Source organism: Geobacter pickeringii (genome assembly GCF_000817955.1).
Taxonomy (GTDB): domain Bacteria; phylum Desulfobacterota; class Desulfuromonadia; order Geobacterales; family Geobacteraceae; genus Geobacter; species Geobacter pickeringii.
In genome coordinates, this window is record NZ_CP009788.1 from 3,591,290 (window position 1) to 3,612,047 (window position 20,758).

23 protein-coding genes are annotated in these 20,758 nt (G+C 65.6%); 14 read left to right on the forward strand and 9 right to left on the reverse strand.

Translation table 11 applies throughout. The features are described 5' to 3' along the window. Positions 1–29: 29 nt before the first annotated feature. The 7 genes from GPICK_RS16345 to ybgF all read left to right on the forward strand — a co-directional run bounded on the left by GPICK_RS16345 (position 30) and on the right by ybgF (position 5,650). Positions 30–809, forward strand: coding sequence for a carbon-nitrogen family hydrolase (locus tag GPICK_RS16345; RefSeq protein ID WP_039744989.1), 780 nt, complete (start codon positions 30–32; stop codon positions 807–809). Between the two features lie 52 nt (positions 810–861). After that, positions 862–1,536, forward strand: coding sequence for a protein TolQ (gene tolQ / locus GPICK_RS16350; RefSeq protein ID WP_039744992.1), 675 nt, complete (start codon positions 862–864; stop codon positions 1,534–1,536). Positions 1,537–1,545: 9 nt separating this feature from the next. Further along, positions 1,546–1,965 carry a protein TolR gene (gene tolR, locus GPICK_RS16355; RefSeq protein WP_039744994.1) on the forward strand — a complete coding sequence of 140 codons (420 nt, stop codon included), beginning with the start codon at positions 1,546–1,548 and terminating at the stop codon, positions 1,963–1,965. Next, positions 1,962–2,720, forward strand: coding sequence for an energy transducer TonB (locus GPICK_RS16360; RefSeq protein WP_039744996.1), 759 nt, complete (start codon positions 1,962–1,964; stop codon positions 2,718–2,720). The genes tolR and GPICK_RS16360 overlap by 4 nt, the downstream gene beginning before the upstream one ends. Then, positions 2,717–4,003 carry a Tol-Pal system beta propeller repeat protein TolB gene (tolB, locus tag GPICK_RS16365; RefSeq protein WP_039744998.1) on the forward strand — a complete coding sequence of 429 codons (1,287 nt, stop codon included), beginning with the start codon at positions 2,717–2,719 and terminating at the stop codon, positions 4,001–4,003. Before GPICK_RS16360 ends, tolB begins: the two co-directional genes overlap by 4 nt. A 133-nt stretch (positions 4,004–4,136) precedes the next feature. Then, positions 4,137–4,721 (forward strand): peptidoglycan-associated lipoprotein Pal, encoded by a 585-nt coding sequence (pal, locus tag GPICK_RS16370; RefSeq protein ID WP_039745000.1) that lies wholly within the window; start codon positions 4,137–4,139, stop codon positions 4,719–4,721. A gap of 92 nt (positions 4,722–4,813) precedes the next feature. Then, positions 4,814–5,650 carry a tol-pal system protein YbgF gene (ybgF, locus tag GPICK_RS16375; RefSeq protein ID WP_039745002.1) on the forward strand — a complete coding sequence of 279 codons (837 nt, stop codon included), beginning with the start codon at positions 4,814–4,816 and terminating at the stop codon, positions 5,648–5,650. Between the two features lie 58 nt (positions 5,651–5,708). Here the strand turns inward: ybgF and GPICK_RS18060 are convergent, their stop codons facing one another. After that, positions 5,709–6,056 carry a TatA/E family twin arginine-targeting protein translocase gene (locus tag GPICK_RS18060; protein WP_039745004.1) on the reverse strand — a complete coding sequence of 116 codons (348 nt, stop codon included), beginning with the start codon at positions 6,054–6,056 and terminating at the stop codon, positions 5,709–5,711. A 224-nt stretch (positions 6,057–6,280) separates the two neighbouring features. Here GPICK_RS18060 and nadA point away from each other — a divergent pair, with 224 nt between their 5' ends. Then, positions 6,281–7,195, forward strand: coding sequence for a quinolinate synthase NadA (nadA, locus tag GPICK_RS16385; protein WP_039745006.1), 915 nt, complete (start codon positions 6,281–6,283; stop codon positions 7,193–7,195). An 11-nt stretch (positions 7,196–7,206) separates the two neighbouring features. Further along, positions 7,207–7,740 carry a gamma carbonic anhydrase family protein gene (locus tag GPICK_RS16390; protein WP_039745008.1) on the forward strand — a complete coding sequence of 178 codons (534 nt, stop codon included), beginning with the start codon at positions 7,207–7,209 and terminating at the stop codon, positions 7,738–7,740. A gap of 77 nt (positions 7,741–7,817) precedes the next feature. On the opposite strand, the gene GPICK_RS16760 is transcribed toward GPICK_RS16390, so the two are convergent. Continuing rightward, entirely contained in the window at positions 7,818–8,681 is an 864-nt protein-coding gene (locus GPICK_RS16760) for a pentapeptide repeat-containing protein (protein WP_236685598.1), read from the reverse strand. Positions 8,682–8,916: 235 nt separating this feature from the next. Here GPICK_RS16760 and mfd point away from each other — a divergent pair, with 235 nt between their 5' ends. The 3 genes from mfd (at position 8,917) to GPICK_RS16410 (ending at position 14,409) form a co-directional block, all read left to right on the forward strand. Beyond that, positions 8,917–12,390 carry a transcription-repair coupling factor gene (gene mfd / locus GPICK_RS16400; protein ID WP_039745010.1) on the forward strand — a complete coding sequence of 1,158 codons (3,474 nt, stop codon included), beginning with the start codon at positions 8,917–8,919 and terminating at the stop codon, positions 12,388–12,390. Positions 12,391–12,445: 55 nt separating this feature from the next. Beyond that, entirely contained in the window at positions 12,446–13,378 is a 933-nt protein-coding gene (locus tag GPICK_RS16405) for a peptidylprolyl isomerase (protein ID WP_039745012.1), read from the forward strand. A 68-nt stretch (positions 13,379–13,446) separates the two neighbouring features. Then, positions 13,447–14,409: a peptidylprolyl isomerase gene (locus GPICK_RS16410; RefSeq protein ID WP_039745014.1), complete on the forward strand. Its 963-nt coding sequence runs from the start codon at positions 13,447–13,449 to the stop codon at positions 14,407–14,409. 89 nt (positions 14,410–14,498) lie between these two features. Here the strand turns inward: GPICK_RS16410 and GPICK_RS16415 are convergent, their stop codons facing one another. Beyond that, positions 14,499–15,389, reverse strand: a complete 891-nt coding sequence (locus GPICK_RS16415) for a DnaJ C-terminal domain-containing protein (protein ID WP_039745016.1) — start codon at positions 15,387–15,389, stop codon at positions 14,499–14,501. 150 nt (positions 15,390–15,539) lie between these two features. Between GPICK_RS16415 and GPICK_RS16420 the strand changes: the two genes are divergently transcribed. Both GPICK_RS16420 and hemG read left to right on the forward strand, forming a co-directional pair. Continuing rightward, the gene (locus GPICK_RS16420; RefSeq protein ID WP_039745018.1) at positions 15,540–15,968 is read left to right on the forward strand and encodes a MarR family winged helix-turn-helix transcriptional regulator; all 429 of its coding nucleotides are present in this window, start codon (positions 15,540–15,542) and stop codon (positions 15,966–15,968) included. A gap of 17 nt (positions 15,969–15,985) precedes the next feature. Beyond that, a complete protein-coding gene (gene hemG / locus GPICK_RS16425) occupies positions 15,986–17,392 on the forward strand; it encodes a protoporphyrinogen oxidase (RefSeq protein WP_039745020.1) in 1,407 nt (468 codons plus the stop codon). Between the two features lie 61 nt (positions 17,393–17,453). Here hemG and def read toward each other — a convergent pair whose 3' ends face one another. The 6 genes from def to GPICK_RS16455 all read right to left on the reverse strand — a co-directional run bounded on the left by def (position 17,454) and on the right by GPICK_RS16455 (position 20,590). Beyond that, positions 17,454–17,960, reverse strand: coding sequence for a peptide deformylase (def, locus tag GPICK_RS16430; protein WP_039745023.1), 507 nt, complete (start codon positions 17,958–17,960; stop codon positions 17,454–17,456). A gap of 4 nt (positions 17,961–17,964) precedes the next feature. Continuing rightward, positions 17,965–18,525, reverse strand: a complete 561-nt coding sequence (locus GPICK_RS16435) for a glycine cleavage system protein R (protein WP_039745026.1) — start codon at positions 18,523–18,525, stop codon at positions 17,965–17,967. 127 nt (positions 18,526–18,652) lie between these two features. Beyond that, positions 18,653–18,985 carry a phage holin family protein gene (locus tag GPICK_RS16440; RefSeq protein ID WP_236685599.1) on the reverse strand — a complete coding sequence of 111 codons (333 nt, stop codon included), beginning with the start codon at positions 18,983–18,985 and terminating at the stop codon, positions 18,653–18,655. A gap of 11 nt (positions 18,986–18,996) precedes the next feature. After that, positions 18,997–19,323: a hypothetical protein gene (locus tag GPICK_RS16445; RefSeq protein ID WP_052263472.1), complete on the reverse strand. Its 327-nt coding sequence runs from the start codon at positions 19,321–19,323 to the stop codon at positions 18,997–18,999. 72 nt (positions 19,324–19,395) lie between these two features. Beyond that, the gene (locus GPICK_RS16450) at positions 19,396–19,788 is read right to left on the reverse strand and encodes an acyl-CoA thioesterase (protein WP_039745031.1); all 393 of its coding nucleotides are present in this window, start codon (positions 19,786–19,788) and stop codon (positions 19,396–19,398) included. Between the two features lie 73 nt (positions 19,789–19,861). Further along, positions 19,862–20,590, reverse strand: coding sequence for a hypothetical protein (locus GPICK_RS16455; RefSeq protein WP_039745884.1), 729 nt, complete (start codon positions 20,588–20,590; stop codon positions 19,862–19,864). Positions 20,591–20,758 lie beyond the last annotated feature (168 nt).

A 20,758-nucleotide genomic window follows, 5' to 3' on the forward strand; every position in this document is an offset into this window, starting at 1 on the left:
GCCCGGCTACCGGGCGGGGAGGGGCGTGGATGAAACGAACCGTCAAGGCTGGGGCCGTCCAGTTCACCGTGCGACTCGGGGACGTGGATGCCAATATGGCCTATGTCCGCGAGGCCCTGGGGAGGCTTGCCGCCCGGGGGTGCTCCCTGGCCGTCCTGCCGGAGATGTGGGACACCGGCTATGCCTACCGGGAGCTGAACGAGCTCGCCAGACGGACCCCCGAGGTGGTGGCGGAGCTGGGGAGGCTCTCGGAGGAGCACGGCATGGTGATCGTCGGCAGTCTGCCAGAGCCCCACGGAGAGCGGGTCTGCAACACCGCTTACGTCCTCGACCGGGGACGGCTCCTCGGCAGTTACCGCAAGATCCACCTCTTCTCGCTCCTCGGCGAGGACCGGGCCTTCGACGGCGGGGAGAACTGGCTCGTGGTCGACACCCACGTAGGGCGGGTGGGGGTCTTCATCTGCTACGACCTCCGCTTCCCGGAACTGGCCCGCCGGCTCGCCGTGGAAGGGGCCGAGATCATCGTAGTCCCCGCCGAATGGCCCAAGCCCCGGGAAGAGCACTGGCGGGCGCTGCTGCGGGCCCGGGCCATCGAAAACCAGCTTTTCGTGGTGGCGGCCAACTGCTGCGGCGTCCAGGGGAAACTCGACTTCTTCGGGTCGAGCCTCATCATCGACCCCAAGGGGGAGCTGCTGGCCGAGGGGGGGTACGAGCAGTGCGAGATCAGCGCCGACCTCGACTTCGAGCAGATGGAAAAATGGCGCCAGGCGATCCCCTGCTTCGCCGACCGCAAACCCGAGTATTACTGAGGAGCCCCGCCGACTGCGGCTCCTCAGACCATACACAACTGGAGGTACTGTCGTGACCCTTTTTGCCGGAACCGGCCTCGTCGTCAAGCTGGTGTTGATCATCCTCATCTTCTTCTCGGTGGTCTCCTGGGCCATCATCTTCTTCAAGCTGCTCCAGGTGAACCGCGCCAACAGCGAGTCGGAGCGCTTCCTGGAGTTCTTCTGGAAGGCCAAGCGCTTCGACGCCATCAACGCCCAGCTCGACCGCTTCACCAACTCCCCTCTCACGGTGCTGTTCAGCGAAGGGTATGCCGAGCTGAAACGGCTCGTGGAGAAGGGCGACCAGAAGGAAGAGCCCGATGTGGTCAGCACTGACCTCGGCGGGATCGACAACATCTCGCGGGCCCTGCGCCGCGCCACCACGTCGGAGATCACCCGGCTGGAGAAGTACGTCACCTTCCTCGCCACCACCGGCTCCACCGCCCCCTTCATCGGCCTCTTCGGCACCGTCTGGGGGATCATGACCGCCTTCAAGGGGATCGGCGAGAGTGGCTCCGCGTCCCTGGCCGTCGTCGCCCCTGGCATCGCCGAGGCGCTGATCGCCACCGCCATCGGCCTCGTGGCCGCCATCCCCGCCGTCATGGGGTACAACCACTTCCAGCACAAGATCAAGGTCCTCATCGCCTCCATGGACAACTTCTCGACGGAGTTCCTGAACATCGTGCAGCGGACCTTCGCACGGAAATAGGAGGACAGGATGGAAGTCGGCAGCAGAAACAATGGCGACCGCGGCACCATGTCGCAGATCAACGTCACCCCCCTCGTCGACGTCATGCTGGTGCTCCTCGTCATCTTCATGGTCACCGCGCCGATGATGCAGCAGGGGATGCAGGTGAACCTTCCCAAGGCCGAGACCAAGGCGATGAGCGCCCAGGAAGAGGCGGTGGTCGTCTCCGTCGACCGGAGCGGCAAGGTCTTCATCAACAGCACCGAGGTCGCCGCCGGCGACCTGAAGACGAAGCTCGCCGCCATGGTGGCCAATCGGGCCAAGAAGGAGGTCTTCCTCAAGGCCGACCGTGACGTCCCCTACGGCGACGTGGTGCGGACCATGGCCGAGATCAAGGGTGCCGGCATCGAACGCCTCGGCATGGTAACGGAGCCCGCCCAGAGGAAATGAACCGCACGCCCGTATCACCAGAACGGGGACTCGGGTGGGGAATCACCGCGTCCCTTATTCTCCACGCCGTCCTCTTTTCCGTCGTCCTTTTCGCCCGCTTCCCCTCCCCTTCCCTCCCGGAAGCCCCGGTCTACTACGTCGACGTCGTGAACCTGCCGGTGGCCTCTCCCCGTGCCGGCAGCCCCACCGTGGCCGGGGGGAGCGCGCCGGAGACCCCTCCCCCCGCCCCCCCGAAGCCCGAGATGGCCCTGCCGCGCAAGCCGGTCCCGACGAAGGGGACGCTTCCGGGCAAACAGAAACCGCCCCCCTCCGAGGAGAGCGGCCGGGAATTCGAGCAGCGGCTGGCAAAGCTCCAGAAGGCTGCCGACGAGCGCCATGAGGAAGACGTCCTCGCCGCCATGCGGAAGAAGATGGCGGGGAGCGCCCGCAGCGCCGAGCAGGCGGGGATGCCGGGCGCCACCGGCACCCAGGCGGGGAGCGACTATGCGAGCTACATCCAGTCGCGGCTGAGGGACGCCTTCCGGGGCACCATTGCCTACCAGACCAAGTCTCCGGAAGTGGTCGTCCGCCTCACCATCGATGCCGGCGGCCACATCGCCCGGCAGCGGATCGAGCGCACCTCCGGCGACCGGATCTTCGAAGAGTCGGTCTCGAAGGCGATCGCCCGGGCGGAAAAGACCTTCTCGCCGCCGCCGGGGGGGGGAGAGTTCGAGTACGGCTTCATCTTCCGGCCCCAGGGAGTGGGAAAAAAATGACTCTGAAACGAACCATCATCCTTCTGACCGTCGTCGCTCTGTTGGTACCGTCGCTGCTGCGGTCCCAGGAGACGTACCGCGAGGTGACCGCCACCGGCTCCAACAAGCTGACCCTGGCGGTGGACGCCCCCCGCCGACTGGGGGGAAGCGACTTCCCCGGCGCCGGTGAAACGGCCGAGGCGCTCCGCTCCGACATGACCCTGGCCGGTCTCTTCACCGTTGCGGCATCCCCTACGGTGGCCGCCGCCGGCATCAGGCCGGGGGAGTTCGATCTCGCCCCGTGGCGCGGCGCGGGGGTCGATCTCCTCGTGAAGTGCGGCTACACCCTCTCCGGAGACTCCCTCACGCTGGAGTTTCGCCTCTACAACGTGAACCAGGGGCGGGAGGTCCTGGCCAAGCGCTATTCCGGCCGGCAGCGGGACCTGCGCAAGATCGCCCACACCTTCTCCGATGACATCCTGGAGTCCCTCACGGGCGAGCGGGGGCCGTTCACCGGCAAGATCGCCTTCGTTTCCAACCGGAGCAAAAACAAAGAGTTGTACCTGATGGACTACGACGGGTACCACGTCCAGCAGCTCACCCACAACGGTTCCATCAATCTTAACCCCGACTTCTCCCCCTCGGGGCGGGAGCTCATCTACACCTCCTACCGGCGCCGCAACCCCGACCTCTACCGGAGGGAGCTGGCCACCGGCGCCGAAGTGGCCGTCTCCTCGCACCGGGGGATCAACGTCACCGGCGCCTGGTCCCCCGACGGAAAGTGGATCGCCCTCGCCCTGAGCAAGGACGGCAACTCGGAGATCTACGCCATCTCCCGGGACGGCAGGCAGATGAAGCGCCTCACCACCAACCCCGCCATCGACGTCTCCCCCGCCTGGTCCCCCGACGGGAGCCGCATCGCCTTCGTCTCCGACCGCCTCGGCAAGCCCCAGGTCTTCATCATGAACGCCGACGGCACCGGCGTCCGCCGCCTCACCACGAGCGGCGCCTACAACGTCTCCCCCCGCTGGTCCCCCAAGGGGGACCGGATCGCCTACTGCCGCCAGGAGGGAGGATTCCAGATCTACGCCATCAACCCCGACGGCACCGGCGACTCGAGGCTGACCGGCGACGGGAGCAACGAGCACCCCCGGTGGTCCCCCGACGGCCGCTTCATCACCTTCAGCTCGACCCGCGACGGCGGCGAGGCGATCTACGTCATGCGGGCCGACGGCAGCGGCCAGACCCGCGTTTCCCGGGGCGAACGGAAGGACTCACACCCCACCTGGTCACCCCGCTGGTAGCCGTTCGGATTTTTTCTTGCCGCAGCGGATGGAAGTATTGAAAATAGGCGCCGATTATATATAATTGAGCCTGTTTCGGGGCACCCCGCCCCCATCTGACATTCGATCTCGCGACTCGCAAAGGAGAGGAAGCATGCGTACTGGAACCTACGGTCTCGTCGTTCTGTTCTGTTCCGCCCTCATGGTTGCCGGCGGCTGCGCCAAGAAGGAGATGGTGAAGCCCGAAGAGGGGGCCCCGATGGTAGCCCCGGCCCCCGCGCCGACCCCCGTCCCCCCGCCGGCGACGCCGGCCAAGGAAGAGCCGATGGCCGCCCAGCCGGTGTCGGAAGTCGCGGTGAAGGCGGAAGCTCCCCAGGAGCCGGCCAAGGCCGAGGTGGCCGAAGCATCCCTGGAACGCATCTTTTTCGACTTCGATTCCTACATCCTGAGCCAGCCGGCCCGTGACATCCTCTACCGCAACGCCGAGGTCCTCCTTAAGAAGCAGACTGCGGCAAAGATTTCGCTGGAAGGGCACTGTGACGAGCGCGGCTCCGACGAGTACAACCTGGCCCTCGGCGAGAAGCGGGCCAAGGCCGCCCAGGATTACCTCGTCACCCTCGGGGTCGCGGCCGAACGGCTCTCCGTCATCAGCTACGGCAAGGAGAAGCCCCTCGACCCCGCCCATACCGAGGAGGCGTGGGCCAAGAACCGGCGGGTTGAATTCGTCATCGTGAAGTAAGGACGGCATACGGTTAATAACGGGAGGGAGCCGGCGACGGCTCCCTTTCTCTATCCCCCCACAGAATAGTGGCCACGGAGGCAGCACGAACGATGAACAAGATTGCCAGAAGCATGACCGCGGCAGCCCTGCTGGCGCTGGCCGGATGCGCGAGCCGCGCCGACCTGGACGTCGTCCAGCGCGACAACGAGGAGCTCAAGAGCCGTCTCTTCCGAATGGAAAAAGAGCTCGGCGGCGTCCGGAGCGAGACACGGGAAAGCATGGAGACGACCCTCAAGGATGTCCAGAAGGAACGGGAAGGGGGGCGGAAGGGGCTGGCCGATCTGCAGGCATCCATGGACGGCATCAAGGTCGATACCCAGGTGCTGGCAGGAAAGGTTGACGATCTCGCCCTGGCGGTGAAAAAACCAGCCGACGACGTCAAGCTCCTGCGGGAAGACCTGGAGCGGCGCCTTGCCACCGTCGAGGAGCGGATTGCCGCCCTGGAGAAAGGGGTCGACGGTCTCCAGAAGAAGGTCGCCGACGTCGAGACGAAGGGACAGAACGCTGAAAAGCCCTCGCCCGAAGGGCTCTACCAGAAGGGGCTCGACACCTTCCGCGCCGGCAACGTCGCCGGCGCCCGGGAGATCTTCGCCAAATTCCTGGAGCAGTACCCCAAGCACGACCTGGCTGCCAACGCCCGGTACTGGACCGGCGAAACCTATTACAACGAGAAGAAGTACGAGCAGGCGATCCTGGAGTTCCAGGAGGTCATCAAGAACTTCCCCGGCAAGGAGAAGGTGCCGGCGGCCATGTTCAAGCAGGCGGCGGCCTTTCAGGAACTGGGCGACACCAAGAGCGCCCGCTACGTCCTGAAGAAGCTCGCCGAGGAGTACCCCGCCTCCGAAGAGGCAAAGCGGGTCAAGGAAAAACTCAAGGAACTGAAATAAGAAAAGGCGGGGAGATGCTCCCCGCCTTTTTGCTATCGCCGCGCGTGCCGATGGGGCTCTAGGCGCTCTTCTGCTCCGTCTTCGCTCCTCCTGAGGCCGGCGCCGCTGCAGCCTCACCGGCGGCAGCGTGCTCCCGGGCCGAATGTTCCTCGTATGCCTTCACCTCGGCAGCCAGGTCCCGCGCCGGGGGGGCGGCCTCCCCTTTCGCCTCTTTTTCCGCCCGCTCCTTCTCGTCCAGGTTCCGCACCTCTTCGGAGAGGTTGCGCTGGAAATCGTCGGAGGCGCGCTTGAACTCCGCAAGCCCCTTGCCGAGGGAACGGGCGATGTCTGGCAGCTTCTGGGGTCCGAGGACGATAAGGGCGATCACCAGGATGACGATCAGCTCCGGCATTCCGATTCCGAACATAAATACTTCCTCCCCACCGGCAGCCGGGGTTTCCGGCACGCCATGGTGCATCGATGGTCCGCGGGGAATCCCGGCCGGACGAATGTGAAAATAATAGATGTTTTGCCCACTTGTGTCAAGTCTGGCCGCTTCGGGGAGGCGCAAAGGGTTTGACAGGCTGTGGGACCTTGTTTTACTATCACCCCATTTCGCCGTATACGGCCCAGGAGAAAGGAACAACTCCGATGCACGCCGACCAGATCACGCAGGAGATCCGGACCCTCCTCAAGGAGCGCAACGCCGTCCTCCTGGCACACAACTACATGCGGGACGAGGTTCAGGAGATCGCCGACATCACCGGCGACTCCCTGGGGCTCTCCCAGGAGGCGGCCAGGACCGCCGCTGCGGTCATCGTCTTCTGCGGCGTCCACTTCATGGCCGAGTCGGCCTCAATCCTCTCGCCCGACAAGACGGTCCTCCTGCCGCGCCTCGACGCCGGGTGTCCCATGGCCGACATGGTGACCGTGGAGGGGCTCCGGGAGATGAAGGCGCGGCATCCCGGCGTGCCGGTGGTCACCTACGTCAACTCCTCGGCGGCGGTGAAGGCCGAGAGCGACATCTGCTGCACCTCGGCCAACGCGGTGAAGGTGGTGAATTCACTCCCCGACCGGGAGGTGATCTTCGTTCCGGACCGCAACCTCGGCCAGTTCGTGGCAGCCCACTCCGACAAGACCTTCCACTTCTGGGACGGCTACTGCCCCACCCACGAACGGCTCAAACCGGAGGACGTCCAGCGGCTCAAGGCGGAATACCCCGACGCCCTCTTCATCTGCCACCCGGAATGCAACCCGGCGGTCTCGGCCCTGGCAGACCACGTCTGCTCCACGAGCGGGATGTACGACTTCTGCCGCACCAATCCGGCCACCCGCTTCATCGTCGGCACCGAGGCGGGAATCCTCTATCGCCTGCGGCAGGAGAGCCCCCGCAAGGAGTTCATCCTTGCCTCCCCCGCCCTGGTCTGCCCCAACATGAAACTCACCTCCCTGGAGGATATCCTGGAGGCGCTGAAACGGATGACGCCGGTGGTGAAGGTGCCGGAAGAGATCCGGGTGCCGGCCAAGCGGGCCCTGGACCGGATGATCGCCATCCCGCGGGACTGAAGGCCGCGCCCGTGATCCGCCCGTTTCAGGGAACCGCTCCCCGCATCGCCCCTTCCGCCTTCGTCGCCGAGACCGCTGCCATCATCGGCGACGTCACCGTCGGCGACGAGAGCAGCATCTGGTACAACGTGGTGGTCCGGGGGGACGTGAACTTCATCAGGATCGGCGCCCGGAGCAACATCCAGGATCTCTCCATGCTCCACGTGACCCACCGGAAGCACCCCGACGATCCCGGCGCCCCTCTGGTCATCGGCGACGACGTCACCGTGGGGCACGGCGTCGCCCTCCACGGCTGTACCATCGAAAACGGGGCGTTTATCGGGATGCAGGCCCTCGTCATGGACAAGGCGGTGGTCGGCGAAGGGGCTCTGGTGGGGGCCCGGGCCCTCGTCACCGAGGGGACCGTCATCCCCCCCCGCACCCTCTGGGTCGGCGCGCCGGCCCGCTACAAGCGCGACCTTACCCCCGATGAGATCCTCTGGCTGAAGCGCTCGGCCGAGAACTACGTCCGCTACTCCCGGGAGTACCTTCACGACACTCTGTAGCGGCCGTCATCCGTCCCGAACGAAAAAAGCCGGCATCCCGAGGGGTGCCGGCTTTTTCATATCCGAAGACAACGCTATCAGAACGTGAGGAGAGCCACCTGGCCAGCGGCCGGAAGATGGCCCACCTGACGGGTTGCCGCGACGGCGCCGACCAGCACCCCCCCCTGAGCGGCGGCCACATTGGTCGCACCGGCAGCCGTCCCGACCGCGGCGTTGGTGAACACCCCTCCCCGCATGGTCGCATTTGCCAGCACCGCACCCCGCAGATTGGCGCAGACGGCATAAACCCCCGTCAGATCGGCACTGGCAAGGTTGGCCCCCTCCAGATTCGCCTTGAAGAGGCCGGCACCCTCCAGTTTTGCCCCCCGCAGCGACGCCCCCCGCAGCGACGCCATCTCCAGCGACGCCCCCCGCAGATTGGCCCCCTCCAGGTTCGCCCCGTCGAGATTCGCCCCGAAGAGGTCGGCACCGGCAAGCACCGTACCCCGCAGGTCGACGCCGGCGAGGTTCACCCCCCGCAAGACCGCACCCCGCAGGTCACGGCTGGTATGGAGGATCTCCCGGACCTCGTCGGGCGCGGGCCGCCAGTCGCGCCCCCGTGGACGGGGAATGACGGCTACCAGCGGAGCAGTCACCGGCGGCACGGCCGCAACCGGAGCGCTTGCTATATGGGGTTTCTTTTCCGGTGCCTTCACCGTGGTGCGGGCAACCTTTGCCGCCCGGTGTTTCCCCGCTCCGTGACGGGCGACGCCCCCCCGCGACACGAGGCGGACGTACTCCGCGTAGCCGAGGGGGTGCTTTCTCCGCCCCTCGCGGGCCTCCGCGGCCGCACCATTCTCCGTGGCGGTCGCGGGAGCCGCTCCGGACTTCTCCCCCTTCGCAAAGGCGCCGGCGGTCGGCAGGGCGAACCCCACGGCCAGGAGCGCACCTGCAGCGCGCATAAACATGGCTGATTTCATGGAGTATTTTCCTTCTGAAGTGATCTCTCTGAAGGAGCCGCGCCCACGGGGCGGCATCCCCCTGTTGTTTCATATCGGATTTTTACGCCGCAACTTGAGCGCTTTTCATCATCTTTCCCCAAACCCGCCTCGTCGACGGTGGATAGTTCCGCCCGTTTCTGCTATGCTTTCCCCGAACGCATCCATACTAATTCCCTCGCAACCGTATGCCCCCGTTATGACTCGTACCGACAATGCCCTCATCCGTCGCATCGCCGACCTTCTGATCCCGGACCACGCCCGCACGGAGCTCACCGGAATCAAGGGGTCAGCGCCGGCGTACCTCCTGGCCCGGCTCGCGGCGGAAACGACCCGCCCGCTCCTCGTGGTCGCCGCCGACACCGACGCCGCCACCGAACTCGTCACCGAGCTCCGCTTCTACCGGGGCCAGGGCGACGACATCCTCCACTTCCCCCCCTGGGACGTGAGCCCCTTCGAGAAGGGATCGCCCCACGCCGACGTAACCGCCGTCCGCCTCGCCACCCTCCGCCGGCTGGCGGACCGCAAGGCGGCCGCCGTGGTGACGACCCCGGCGGCGCTCCGCCAGCGCATCCTTCCCCGGGCGCTCCTCGACGGCGCCTCCCTCTACTTCCTCCCCGGCGAGGAGAGCGACCGCGAGGAGCTCCTGGCAAAGCTCGTGACCCTGGGCTACCTCCCGGTCCCGCTGGTGGAGGACCGGGGGACCTTCGCCGTGCGGGGGGGGATCGTCGACCTCTTTCCCCCCGGCTTCGAGCAACCGGTGCGGATCGAGTTCTTCGGCGACTTCGTCGACACCATCCGGACCTTCGATCCCCTCACCCAGCGCTCCCTTCACCCCTTGGAGGAACTGCTGCTCCTCCCCTCCCGGGAGATGATCCTGAGCGCCGAGGTCCTGAAGGGGGTCGCCCCTCGCCTCAAGGGGCGCTGCGACGAGCTGGAGATCTCCCCCGTGGCCCGCCGGGAGCTCATGGAGCAGCTTCAGAACGGCCTCTACCCGGCGGGAGCGGAATGGCTCCTCCCCCTCTTCCACCCGCACCTCGAAACCCTCTTCGACTATGCGGGGGACGCAGTGCGGGTCCTCGTCGACCCGGCGGCCATCGCCGACGAGGAGCGGCGGTTCGACGAGGAGCTCGCGGCCGCGGTCTCCCGCGCCCGCGACCGGGGTGATCTCTTTCCGGCGCCCGAGACCCTCTTTCTCCCGGCTCCCGAAGCGGCGGAGCGGCTGGCCGGCCGGCTCGTCACCATCCCCTCCCTGGCCGTCGAGGAGACGGGGAAGGAGGGGGAAACGGTCCCCCTCGACACCCAGGAGAACACCGACCTGAAGGTGACCCTTTCCCCCAATGGCGAGGGGGTGCTGAAGCCTCTGGTGGCACGGCTTAACGGCTGGCTCGAGGAGCGACAGCGGGTGATCGTCGTCTGCCACCAGCGGGGCCAGGCCCAGCGCCTCTACGAGCTCCTCGCCCCCTACCCCCTCCCCCTCATCATCTCCGAGCGTGGCTTTCCGGCGGAGCGGGAGCGGGACGACGGCAAGGTCGAGGTGCTCGTCGGCGATCTCTCCCGCGGGTTCCGCCTCCCCGAAGGTCAGCTCGTGGTCATTGCCGAGGAGGAAATCTTCGGCCGGCGCCAGAAGCGGCGTGGCGTCTCGGAGCTCCGCAAGAAGCAGATCATGACCTCCCTGGCGGAGCTGAAGCCGGGGGACTACATGGTCCACCTGGACCACGGCATCGGCATCTACCGGGGGCTGCAGCACATCGCCCTCAGCGGCTGCGCCGGCGACTTCCTCCTCCTGGAGTACGCGGGGGGAGACAAGCTCTACCTCCCGGTGGACCGTCTGAACCTCGTCCAGCGCTACGTGGGGGCCGAGGGGGTGGAGCCCCGGGTCGACAAGTTGGGGGGGACATCCTGGGAGAAGACCAAGGGGAAGGCCCGGGCCGCCGTCCAGGAGATGGCCGGGGAGCTCCTCCAGCTCTACGCCGCCCGCCAGCTCCACGAAGGACACCCCTTCTCCCCCCCCGACGAGCTTTACCGGGAGTTCGAGGCCTCCTTCGCCTACGAGGAGACCTCGGACCAGATGGCGGCCATCACCGACGTCATCGCCGACATGACGAGCCGAAAACCGATGGACCGCCTCGTCTGCGGCGACGTCGGTTACGGCAAGACCGAAGTGGCCATGCGGGGGGCCTTCAAGGCGGTCATGGACGGCAAGCAGGTGGCGGTCCTGGTCCCCACCACGGTCCTGGCCCAGCAGCACCTGGAGACCTTCCGCGCCCGCTTCGGCGCCTACCCGGTCACCATCGAGATGCTCTCCCGCTTCCGCACGGCGAAGGAGCAGAAGGAGATCCTGGAGAAGGTGAAGAAAGGGACCATCGACGTCATCATCGGCACCCACCGGCTCCTCCAGAGCGACGTCGCTTTCAAGGACCTGGGGCTCCTCATCGTCGATGAGGAGCAGCGCTTCGGCGTCACCCACAAGGAAAAGCTGAAGAAATACAAGGCGGTGGTCGACATCCTGACCCTCACCGCCACCCCGATCCCCCGAACCCTCTACATGTCGATGATGGGGATCCGGGACCTCTCCATCATCGACACCCCGCCGGTGGACCGGCTGGCGGTGAAGACCTTCGTGGCCCGCTCCTCCGACGACATCATCCGCGAGGCGGTGATGCGGGAACTGCGCCGGGGGGGACAGGTCTTCTTCGTCCACAACCGGGTCCAGTCCATCATGAACTGGGCCGAGCACCTGCGCCGCATCGTCCCCGAGGCGAAGATCGCCGTGGGGCACGGCCAGATGGAGGAAGGGGAGCTGGAGAAGGTGATGCTCGGCTTCATGCACGGGGAGACGAACCTCCTCCTCTGCACCACCATCATCGAATCGGGGATCGACATCCCCACCGCCAACACCCTTATCGTGGACCGGGCCGACACCTTCGGCCTGGCCCAACTCTACCAGCTCCGGGGGCGGGTCGGGCGCTCCAAGCAGCGGGCCTACGCCTACCTCCTCATCCCCGGCGAGGGGGCCATCTCGTCCGATGCCCGGGAGCGGCTGAAGATCATCCAGGAGCTCACGGAACTGGGGGCCGGCTTCCGGCTCGCCACCCACGACCTGGAGATCCGCGGCGCCGGCGACCTCCTCGGCGCCAAGCAGTCGGGGAACATCGCCGCCGTCGGTTTCGATCTCTACACGGAACTGCTGGAAGAGGCGATCCAGAGCCTCAAGGGAGGGGAACGGATCGAGCGGGTGGAGCCGGAGATCAACCTCCGCATCCCCGCCTTTGTCCCCGAGGATTACGTGCGGGAGACGAACCAGCGTCTCATCATCTACAAAAAGCTCACCCAGGCCGACTCCGAGGAGGAGGTGGACGAAGTCATGGCGGAGCTGGTGGACCGCTTCGGCACGCTGCCACTGGCCGCCTCCTATCTCCTGGAGGTGATGAAGCTGCGGATCCATTTCAAGCGGCTCCTCGTCCGGATGGCGGAATTCGACGGCAGACGCCTCAGTTTCACCTTTCACGAGCGGACTCCCGTCCCCCCCGATACGATCATCGGCCTCATTCGCACCAGCCCGAAGCGGTACCAGTTCACCCCCGACTTCCGGCTCATCGCCGAGCTTGCCGACACGAGCTTCGAGGGGGTCATCGCCGAGGCCAGAAATCTCTTGAAAACGCTGGGTTGATATGCTAGTTTTCGCAGAATTGTTCAGTAGTTAATCCATCTCAAAGGAGTTTTTCGTGAAGAGAACGACGGTTGTCACGATACTTGCGGCCGCCCTGGCCGTCACCCCCCTCGCGGGCTGCAAGGGGAAGACCGAAGGTGGTGCCCCGGCCGGTGAATCGGCCAAGAAGGAAGGCGCGGTCATCGCCGAGGTGAACGGTGAGACCATCACCTCCTCCGATTTCAAGCATGAGCTCGACAATCTTCCGCCGTACCTGAAGCCGATGGCCGACACCCCGGAGGGGAAGAAGGAGCTTCTGGACACCATGGTGGTGCGGGAGCTGATCCTCCAGCAGGCCCGGAAGGACGGCCTCGACAAGAGCCCCGAGGTGGCCGCCAAGCTTGAGGAGCTCAAGAAGCGGATCATCGTGGAAGGGTTCCTCAAGAAGAAGGTCGAGGAGCAGGCCAAGGTCTCCGACGAGGAGATGAAGAAGTTCTACGACGAGAACAAGGACAAGTTCAAGACCGGCGACCAGGTTAAGGCGAGCCACATCCTCATGAAGAGCGAGAAGGAAGCCCAGGACGTCTCCAAGGAGTTGAAAGCCGGCGGCAACTTCGAGGAGCTCGCCAAGAAGCACTCCATCGATTCGGCCGCCGCCAAGGGGGGCGACCTCGGGTGGTTCAGCAAGGGATCCATGGTCCCCGAATTCGAGAAGGTGGTCTTCGGCCTCAAGGAAGGGGAGACCTCCGGCATCGTCAAGACCAAGTTCGGGTTCCACATCATCAAGCTGACCGGCAAGCGGGCGGCCGGCACCCGCTCCTTCGACGAGGTGAAGGAGCAGATCAAGGCGGCGCTTCTCCCTACGAAGCAGCAGGAAGTCTTCCAGAAGCTCAAGGAAGACATCAAGAAAAACGCCAAGATCTCCGTCAAGGATGACGCCCTGAAAGGGGTCGACGGCAAGGCTTCCCCGGCTGCGACACTGCCGGCCCCGGCCCCGGCGGCCAAATAGCCCTCCCCCGTCTCTTCCGCCGGCCGGACACACGTCCGGCCGGTTTTGCGTCTTAACCCCAGGAATTTATGAACAGACTTCTCGCAGCACTCATCATCACCCTCTCCCTCGCGGCTCCCGGAGTTTCCTTCGCCGCGGTGGTCGACCGGATCGTCGCCGTCGTCAACGACGAGCTGATCACCTCCTATGCCGTGGAAAAGGAAAAGGCCACCCTCCTCAAGGAGGTCGAACGGCAGCAGCTCCCCCCCGACGACCCGGCCCGGGCGAAACTGGACGAGACTGCCCTCAACCGCCTTATCGACCGCAAGCTCGTGGAGCAGAAGGTCCGGGAGCTGGACATCCGGGTCAGCGAAGAGGAGATCCGCCAGGCGATCGAGGACGTGAAGCGGCAGAACAAACTCTCCCAGGAGGCGCTCGTGGCGGCGCTGGCCAACCAGGGGCTCTCCTTCGACCAGTACAAGGCCCAGATCCGGGAGCAGCTGGAGCGCCTGCGGCTCGTGAGCCAGGAGGTCCGGGCCAAGATTCAGGTCGGCGAGCGGGAGATGCGGGAGTATTACGAGGCGAACCGGACCAAGTTCGGCGCCGAGGAGAGCTTCCGGGCCCGGAACATCTTCTTCCGTCTGGACGACAAGATGCCGGCCGATGCGGTCAAGAAGGTGATGACCACCGCCATGACCGTCCTCTACGAGGCCAAGGGGGGGAAGGATTTCGCCGACCTGGCCCGGCAGTATTCCGACGATCCGGCGGCCAAGAAAAACGGGGGAGATCTGGGGACGTTCCGGAAGGAAGACATTCTGCCGGAATTCGAGGAGAACCTTACCCGGATGAAACCGGGAGAGGTGAGCGACCTGATCAACACCCCCACCGGTCTCCACATCCTGAAGCTGGAGGCCCGGATCCCCGGCACTCCGAAGCCGTTCGAGCAGGTGAAGGCCGAGATCGAGGATATCCTCTACCGGAAGAAATCGGAGGACCGCTTCAACCAGTGGGTCGCCGATCTCCGCAAGGGTGCTGCCATCGAGATCAAGTAGCGCACCGGTGGCGGAAAAATGCAAAAGCGCGGCGGGGAAACACTCCCTGCCGCGCTTTTTTCATGGGGTTTCCGGAACGGAGCCGTTCGTCAGAGCCCCGCACGGCGCAGCTGCTCCACCGCCGCTTTCTGTTCGGCGGTAAGCCCTTCCGGTACCGCGACGCCGATCCGGACGTACAGATCACCCTTCCCCGCCTTCCCGAGGTGGGGAAAGCCGAGCCCCTTGAGCCGGATCTTCGTCCCGGCCTGGATGCCGGCGGGGACCTTGATCCGCTTGGTCCCTTCCAGGGTCGGCACGTCCAGGGTGGTGCCGAGGGCCGCGTCGCTGAAGCAGACCGTGCGCTCCATCACCACATCGTCCCCATCCCGGGTGAACGCCGGATCGCTCCCCACCTGCACCACGAGATAGAGGTCGCCGGTGGCTCCGCCGCCGCTCCCCTCCCCCCCCTTGCCGGCCACCCGGAGCCGGGCGCCACTCTCCACCCCGGCCGGGACCTTCACCGAGAGCTCCTCCCGCTTGCCGTTCCGCATGAATGCCACCCGCTTTTCGCCGCCGCCGTAGGCCTCGCGGAAGGTAACCCGCAGCTCCATGGAGAAATCCTCCCCCCGTTGGCGCCCCCCTCCGAAGCCGAAGCCCCCCTGCCGGAAGCCGCCGCCGAAGATGCGGGAGAAGATATCGTCGGTGCCGAGACCCATGTCCTTGAAGAGATCCCCCACATCGAAGCCGCGGAAGATATCCTCCTGGGAGTAGCGTTGGTGGAAGCCGCTGGAGCCGAACTGGTCGTACTGGGCCCGCTTCTGGGCATCGGAGAGGACGGCGTAGGCCTCGTTGATCTCCTTGAACCGGTCCTCGGCCTCCTTGTTCCCCGGATTCTTGTCGGGGTGATATTTGAGGGCGAGCTTGCGGTACGCCTTCTTGATCTCGTCCTCCGAAGCCCCCTTTTTTATTCCGAGCACTTCATAGTAATCCTTCTGTGCCATGGCGGTCCCTTTCTCTCTGAAGTCGGCGCTTTGAATGTAATCGCAGTTCCCTCCCCTGTCAACACCAGGCGATTTTTTCCCCTTGACAGCAATTCTTCGCAGTTCTAACATTTAGGTATCCGAACATTTCGTCAGCCGGCGGGAAACGTCATGGAACGAATCGAACGCATTGCCCAGCTCTATCCGATCATCATGCGGGTCATGGGGCGGATCAGGAGCCTGGTCCACGAAGGCATGGACCTGACCTACAACCAGTACAAGATGCTCCTCACCATCTACGACAAGGGGAGCTGCCCCCTGAACCTGCTGGCCCGGGAGCTGGAGATCGCCATGAGCTCGGCCAGCGAGATGGTGGACCGGCTCGTGAACCTCGGCTTCGTCTACCGGGCGGTGGATGAGGGGAACCGGCGCCAGGTGATCATCTACACCACCGGCAAGGGGGAGGAGCTGATCCGGGAGGTCCGCCGGGGGATTGTCGACAACTACCGCACCCTCCTCGCCCGGCTTCCGGAGGGGGATCAGGAGCGCCTCGTGGGGGCCTTCGAGACCATTGCCGAAGTCCTCGGCCGGCTGGAATGAGAAAAGGAGAACGCACCATGAAAAAGGCGATTGTGGTTGGTGGAGGGATTTCGGGGTTGGCAACGGCCTATCTGCTGCGGAAGCGGGCAGCGGAAGCGGGCATGGAGCTCGACGTCACCCTCCTGGAGAAGGAAGAGCGCGTCGGCGGCAAGATCTGGAGCATCAAGGAGGAAGGCTATCTCTGCGAATGGGGGCCCAACGGTTTTCTCGACTCCAAGCCCCAGACCATCGACCTCTGCCGCGATCTGGGGGCGGCGGAGCGGCTCCTGCGGAGCAACGACAACGCCCGCAAGCGCTTCATCTACACCGGCGGCGCCCTGAACCGCCTCCCGGAGAATGGCCCCATGTTCCTTAAGAGCGGGCTCATCTCCTGGCCTGGCAAGCTCCGCCTCGCCCTGGAGATGGTCATCCCGAAGCGGACCGACGGCGTCGACGAGACGCTGGCCTCCTTCGGCCGCCGCCGCCTCGGCGACGAGGCGCTCCGCAAGCTCATCGCCCCCATGGTGTCGGGGATCTTCGCCGGCGACCCGGAAACCATGTCGCTCCAGTCGTGCTTTCCCCGCATCGCCGAACTGGAGCGGGACCACGGCAGCCTCATCCGCGCCATGATCGCCCTGGCGAAAAAGAAGAAGCGCGAGGTTGCCGAGGGGAAGGTGGTTGCCAGCGCCGCCGGCCCCGGCGGGGTCCTCACCTCGTTCCGCGACGGCATCCAGACCCTGACCGACATTCTCGCCGGGGTCCTCGGGCCGGCCACCGTCGTCTCGGGGCAGAACGTGATCTCCCTTGCGGCGGCATCGGGGGGGTGGCGACTCAAGACCGACACCATCGACATCGACGCCGACGCAGTGATCCTCGCCACCCCGGCCCACGGCACCGCCCCGCTCCTCGACGGGGTCGACGCAGCCATGGCTGCGGTGCTGCGGCAGATCCCCTACTCGTCCATGACCGTGGTCTGCTTCGGCTATGAACGGGAGCGGATCGCGCGGGACCTGGACGGTTTCGGCTACCTGATCCCGAAGGAAGAGGGGATGAACACCCTGGGAACCCTCTGGGATTCCAGCATCTTCGAGAACCGGGCGCCGGAGGGACAGGTGCTCCTGCGGAGCATGCTGGGGGGGGCCTGCTTCCCCGACTACGTCACCCTCTCCGACGAGGAGGTGGCAAAGCGGGTCAAGAGCGACCTCAGGAACATCATGGGGATCGAAGCGGAGCCCTCCTTTGCCCGGATCTTCCGCCACCCCCAGGCGATCCCCCAGTACACCGTCGGCCACGGTCAGCGGCTGGCCACCCTGGAGGAGCGCGCAGCCACCCACCCGGGGCTCTTCCTCACCGGCAACTCCTACCGCGGCATCGGCCTCAACGACTGCGTCGCCGCCGCCAACCGCACCGCCGCGGAGGCGGTCGCCCACCTCACGACCCGCTGAAACGCGAAAGGGGAGCCGTCCCATGGCGGCTCCCCTTTCCGGCGGATATCCCTGATTTCCCCTATTTGTAGCTCTTTCTCCGGAACAACCCCGTCTTCAGCGACACGATCCGGTCGAGGAAGAGGATGCCGTCCAGGTGATCCATCTCGTGCTGGATGGCGATGGCCTCGAAGCCGGTGGCGGCCACCTCCCGCTCCGCGCCGTCGCCGTCGAGAAACCGGACCGTGACGGCGGTGGCCCGCTCCACGTCGCCGGTGTAGTCGGGAACGCTCATGCACCCCTCACGCCCGATGGTATCCCCTTCCCGGCGGACGATCTCGGGGTTTACCATGACGAGGAGACCGTGATTGTTCTCCTTGCCGAGGCGGCTTGCGGAGACGTCCACTACGCAGACCCGGACCGTGGCGCCGATCTGGGGGGCGGCCACCCCTACCGATCCGGGCCCCGCACGCATGGTGTCGATGAGGTCCTCCACGAGGCGCCTGATCTCGTCGTCGATGGCCGGGACCGGGTTGCAGAAGGTCTTGAGAATGGGGTGGGGATAGAGGAGTATCTTCTGTGCGGGCATGGCGTCAGAGGGAGACCGGGGTGATGGACCGGACCGAGATCTCCACGTTCAGCTCCTTCTTGATTTCGTCGAGCAGCGCCGCCACCTCTTCCACGGTGGCTCCGTCGGGGAGGGAGGCTTCGAGCATCATGACGTAGACCGGCTCTTCCTTCGTGCCGATCAGCTTGGTGTTCAGATCAGTGATGTTGATCGAGCGCCGCGCGAACTCCTGCGCCACACGGAAGACGATCCCCGGCTGGTCGGAGCCGTAGACCGACACCATGCACAACTCCCCCTCCGGCGCCCGGTACTGGGCCTCGTCGCGGGTGAGGGGGCGGACCGACACCGTCAGTCCCAGTTCGTCACAGAGCCCGCGGAACTCCTCTAGGAGCCGTCCCTTGGTGAACGGCTTCTCGTGGGAGACGATGAGGATCATGGAGAACTCGCCACCGAGCATGGTGGAGCTGGAATCCTCGATGTTGCAACCGAGACGGTACAGCACGCCGGTGGCGCCGGCGACGATACCGGGACGGTCCTTGCCGACGACGGTGACGGCAAAGTGGGCCAGGGAATCTTTTCTGGTCATGGTTCCTCCCACGGGGAATCGGAATCGGGTGACGTGACGGCTGTCGCCGCCCGCGGCGGCGCGGAGTTCCATCTATAGCAGAAGTGGACCGCAATGACAAGGAAGGGGCTCCCGCCGCACGTCGCCGTCACCTCCCCGGCCGGATCAGAAGGTTCAGGAGGAAGCTGACGAGGCTGAAGACGAGCGCTCCCCCCACGGCGCTCCCGAACCCCGCCACGGCGAATCCGGGGACGAACCAGGCGGCAAGGGCAAAGATGAAGCCGTTCACCACCAGGGTGAAGAGCCCGAGGGTGAGGAGCGTCACCGGCAGGGCCAGCAGAGAGATGATCGGCCGGAGAAAGGTGTTGAGGAGCCCCACGGCGAGGGCGGCGGCAAAGAGCGTGGCGGTCCCCCGGACCTGGATTCCCGGCACAAGGCGGACCGCCGCGAAGAGTGCTGCCGCGTTTATGAGCCATTTCATGAGGAGCCCGGTCATCGGCCTTCCCCCTGCGCCCTGTCGGGCGTCTCCAGGCCGAGCCGGTCCCGCACGGTCTCCACGAGGCAGTCGAAGACCTGCTCCCGGGTAGCGATGAAGCGCGGCATCTCCACCACCATCACCTCCTCGGCCAGGTGGAGAACCCGCCCGTCGCTGCTCCCCAGGGCATCCATGACCGCCTCCAGCATCGGGATCACCTCGTAGATGTCATCCCGGTTGAAGGGGTGCGGGTCCGGCTTTCCCCTGAATTTCGGCTCGTGCCTCTTCTCCACGTCCTTCGCATATTTGTAGTAAAGGTCGGACGCCTTGAGCGCAATTCCCATGCAGTTCCCCTCCCCTTTCACGTCACGCAGATGAAATCGATCCCTTCCCGGAATCCGCCACCCGAAGGCCGCTCACGGCGCCTCCGGGCGCAGCGCCGCGAGGAGCTCCTGCGGCAGCCGCTTCGGCCGCATCCCCGGTCCGACGCAGACCAGCGTCACCCGCCCCGCCACGAGGCATTTGCCGTCGGGCAGCCGCACCACCTGCTGGCCGACGGTGAAGGAGGTCTTCCCCACCTCCAGCACCTCGGTCTCCACCCGCACCAGGTCGTCCAGCACCGCCGGCGCCCGGTAGTCGATCTCCAGCCGCACCACCGGGAAGATCCATCCCCGGTCCGCGAGCTCCCTCACGGAAAGCCCCCGGGTACGGAGGAACTCGCATCTCCCCCGCTCGAAAAAGCCGAGATAGCGGGCGTGGTACACTACCCCCCCGGCGTCGGTATCCTCGTAATAAACGCGAAATTCCATGGTGCATTCCCCTCCGGTCACGACAAAAGAAAAGAGGCCCGGGGCCTCTTTTCACAACGGCGCGCGGACCGCGTTATTTCAGCTTCAGTATCACGCTGTGGATCTTGCCGGTCTCCCGCTCCCGCAGCTGCAGCCGGAGTTCCCGGGCAGTGTCCGCCTCGGCGGGAAAGAAGAGGAAGCCGCTGGCAATGCTGTCGGGTGGGATCGTCTTCCCTTCCAGCCCCTTGTTCCGGATATCGTCGACGATGGTCCGCTCCCGTTCGTCGGAGGTCCCTTCCTTCACCCCCCCGACCACCGCTCCCCCCGCGGCGCCGATGGCGGCACCCTTGCCGAGGGCCTCACCGATGCTCCTGCCGGTGACGATGCCGAGGGCCGCACCGAGAATCGCCCCCCCCGCCGCTCCGAGCAGCGCCCCCTTGCCGGCACCCTTGCCGAAGAAGGCGGCCAGCTGAGTCGACTTCTCGATCCGGTCCACCGCCGTGTTGTTGGGGATCACCTGAAAGTAGCGGCTCTGGTCGTTCACGAGGAAGGTCTGGGACGAGACGATCTCCATCCCCTGTCCCTTGTTGCTCAACACCACCTGGACGGGGAGAACCCCCGCCCCCTTGATGTCGAAACCGAAGGCGTCCGTGGCCGATGTCGCATCGGCAAACGCCTCGCCGCCGACGGTGACGCCGTTCACCACCTGCCGGTTGGCGTACTCCTCGGCCGGCCGGAAACCGACATACTGGCTCTTGTACGCCGTGCAGGCGGAAAGGAGGAAGAGGGGGAGCACGATCTGGGCGATCCGTTTATGGTACATGGCGGCCTCCGACAGTGGGTTGTATTTTCGGGTCAGCATTCATGATACCACCCCGGCAGGGAGGCGCAACCGCCCCGGGGGCACTTTGCACAAATTTTAAGCAATATCTTAGAGCCACAGCAGCCCCTTGAAGCCGCTTTTATCGATCAAACCATACCATGGCCTATC

What these genes read in the sequence shown, in the direction of transcription:
- GPICK_RS16345 (WP_039744989.1), top strand. Translation starts at nt 30, where the DNA reads ATGAAACGAACCGTCAAGGCTGGGGCCGTCCAGTTCACCGTGCGACTC.
- tolR (WP_039744994.1), top strand. Translation starts at nt 1,546, where the DNA reads ATGGAAGTCGGCAGCAGAAACAATGGCGACCGCGGCACCATGTCGCAG.
- hemG (WP_039745020.1), top strand. Translation starts at nt 15,986, where the DNA reads ATGAAAAAGGCGATTGTGGTTGGTGGAGGGATTTCGGGGTTGGCAACG.
- GPICK_RS16455 (WP_039745884.1), bottom strand. Translation starts at nt 20,590, where the DNA reads ATGTACCATAAACGGATCGCCCAGATCGTGCTCCCCCTCTTCCTCCTT.
- tolB (WP_039744998.1), top strand. Translation starts at nt 2,717, where the DNA reads ATGACTCTGAAACGAACCATCATCCTTCTGACCGTCGTCGCTCTGTTG.
- GPICK_RS16450 (WP_039745031.1), bottom strand. Translation starts at nt 19,788, where the DNA reads ATGGAATTTCGCGTTTATTACGAGGATACCGACGCCGGGGGGGTAGTG.
- nadA (WP_039745006.1), top strand. Translation starts at nt 6,281, where the DNA reads ATGCACGCCGACCAGATCACGCAGGAGATCCGGACCCTCCTCAAGGAG.
- GPICK_RS16420 (WP_039745018.1), top strand. Translation starts at nt 15,540, where the DNA reads ATGGAACGAATCGAACGCATTGCCCAGCTCTATCCGATCATCATGCGG.
- pal (WP_039745000.1), top strand. Translation starts at nt 4,137, where the DNA reads ATGCGTACTGGAACCTACGGTCTCGTCGTTCTGTTCTGTTCCGCCCTC.
- GPICK_RS18060 (WP_039745004.1), bottom strand. Translation starts at nt 6,056, where the DNA reads ATGTTCGGAATCGGAATGCCGGAGCTGATCGTCATCCTGGTGATCGCC.
- GPICK_RS16445 (WP_052263472.1), bottom strand. Translation starts at nt 19,323, where the DNA reads ATGGGAATTGCGCTCAAGGCGTCCGACCTTTACTACAAATATGCGAAG.
- GPICK_RS16760 (WP_236685598.1), bottom strand. Translation starts at nt 8,681, where the DNA reads ATGCGCGCTGCAGGTGCGCTCCTGGCCGTGGGGTTCGCCCTGCCGACC.
- ybgF (WP_039745002.1), top strand. Translation starts at nt 4,814, where the DNA reads ATGAACAAGATTGCCAGAAGCATGACCGCGGCAGCCCTGCTGGCGCTG.
- GPICK_RS16435 (WP_039745026.1), bottom strand. Translation starts at nt 18,525, where the DNA reads ATGACCAGAAAAGATTCCCTGGCCCACTTTGCCGTCACCGTCGTCGGC.
- GPICK_RS16360 (WP_039744996.1), top strand. Translation starts at nt 1,962, where the DNA reads ATGAACCGCACGCCCGTATCACCAGAACGGGGACTCGGGTGGGGAATC.
- def (WP_039745023.1), bottom strand. Translation starts at nt 17,960, where the DNA reads ATGCCCGCACAGAAGATACTCCTCTATCCCCACCCCATTCTCAAGACC.
- GPICK_RS16440 (WP_236685599.1), bottom strand. Translation starts at nt 18,985, where the DNA reads ATGAAATGGCTCATAAACGCGGCAGCACTCTTCGCGGCGGTCCGCCTT.
- GPICK_RS16415 (WP_039745016.1), bottom strand. Translation starts at nt 15,389, where the DNA reads ATGGCACAGAAGGATTACTATGAAGTGCTCGGAATAAAAAAGGGGGCT.
- mfd (WP_039745010.1), top strand. Translation starts at nt 8,917, where the DNA reads ATGACTCGTACCGACAATGCCCTCATCCGTCGCATCGCCGACCTTCTG.
- GPICK_RS16410 (WP_039745014.1), top strand. Translation starts at nt 13,447, where the DNA reads ATGAACAGACTTCTCGCAGCACTCATCATCACCCTCTCCCTCGCGGCT.